The 1,352-nt window shown below is 44.1% G+C and carries 2 protein-coding genes; both read left to right on the forward strand.

Translation table 11 applies throughout. The annotated features are described in order from the left end of the window. The first annotated feature begins 70 nt into the window (after positions 1-70). Positions 71-370: a hypothetical protein gene (locus tag O9295_RS13965; protein ID WP_221275456.1), complete on the forward strand. Its 300-nt coding sequence runs from the start codon at positions 71-73 to the stop codon at positions 368-370. A gap of 325 nt (positions 371-695) precedes the next feature. After that, complete coding sequence (locus O9295_RS13970; RefSeq protein ID WP_288033399.1) at positions 696-1,031, forward strand: hypothetical protein; 336 nt, start codon at positions 696-698, stop codon at positions 1,029-1,031. Positions 1,032-1,352 lie beyond the last annotated feature (321 nt).

The raw sequence follows: 1,352 nt of genomic DNA on the forward strand, positions 1-1,352 counted from the left end.
GCGGCGATTGCGTCTATAATTATTGACAATTTAAGCAGCTATTGAACCTGAGAAGGGAGAAAAACAAGCCATGACAAAACGGGATGGGGAACGGACGAGATGGACAGATGAAATGCTAGATGAATTAGCAGACTCAGTTTCCGAAATTAAAGAATCAGTTTCGGAATTGAGAGAATCAGTTTCGGACATCAAAGATTCAGTAGAAGGGGTAAGATTGACGGCACAAGCTTTGCTACAAATCGCAGCACAGCAACAGCGTAATATGGATGAAATGAGACAAAGACAGGAGGAGTCGGACCAACGCTTTGAGGTTTTGCTGTCAGAAGTTCGCTATTTGATTCGGCAAATTAAACCAGAAAATCAATCATAAGCTTGATAAAACCAGCGGCGATTGCGTCTATAATTAGGGTCTGCTGAAAAAGTTTTTCCTGGGGGCAGGGTGTGGCCCCCCCAACCCCCCCGACATCGGGGGGGCAGGTGGGGTGTGGGGTTTTAACGGTTTTGAGGTGGTCAATTACCTAATTTTCAGGGAAAAAGTACCTGAATTTTCCCCCTGATCACTCCCATGCTGGGTACTTTTTGATTGACAAAAAGTCTAAAAGTCTTACCCAACAAGGTTTTTAGATCTATTCAGCCAACCCTAATTACCTACAATTTAAGCAGCTATTGAAACTGAGAAGGGAGAAAAACAAGCCATGACAAAACGGGATGGGGAACGGACGAGATGGACAGATGAGATGCTAGATGAATTGGCAGACTCAGTTTCGGAATTGCGAGAATCGGTTTCGGAAATCAAAGACTCGGTTTCGGAATTGCGAGAATCAGTTTCGGAAGTTAAAGATTCAGTAGAAGGGGTAAGATTAACGGCAAACGCTCTACTGCAAATTGCGGCACAGCAACAACGAGAAAATGAAGCTCGGCAAGCAGAAATTGCCGAAATCAGGCAAAGACAGGAAGAGTCAGACAAGCGTTTTGAGGTTTTGCTCTCAGAGGTACGGTATCTGATTCGGCAAATTAAGCCAGGAGATTAAGCACCAGTAATTCTTCTTCTAATCCTTGTGCGTCGGGGTTTGCTCTCACCAAAATAAGGCTAACCCGTCTCTAAAATATTGAAATGATCCCGCAATCGCATCTAAAATTTAAAGCAAGTCCCTAAGATTAATAAAATATGTGCTATCTTGCCAATAGCAATCCTTAGCTGCTATCAGGAGAAGCTAAACCGCCATAACCACCATCACACGAGAGCCTAAATGACAATCCCATTAGCACCTCGCATCTCTGATACTTTACCCCCCATTACCTGGGAGAAATTGCCAGCGGATTTTGTCCTCCCTGATGAACCAGTGGAAAGC

Origin of the sequence: Microcystis sp. LE18-22.4A (genome assembly GCF_027531105.1) — a bacterium.
Lineage (GTDB): Bacteria > Cyanobacteriota > Cyanobacteriia > Cyanobacteriales > Microcystaceae > Microcystis > Microcystis aeruginosa.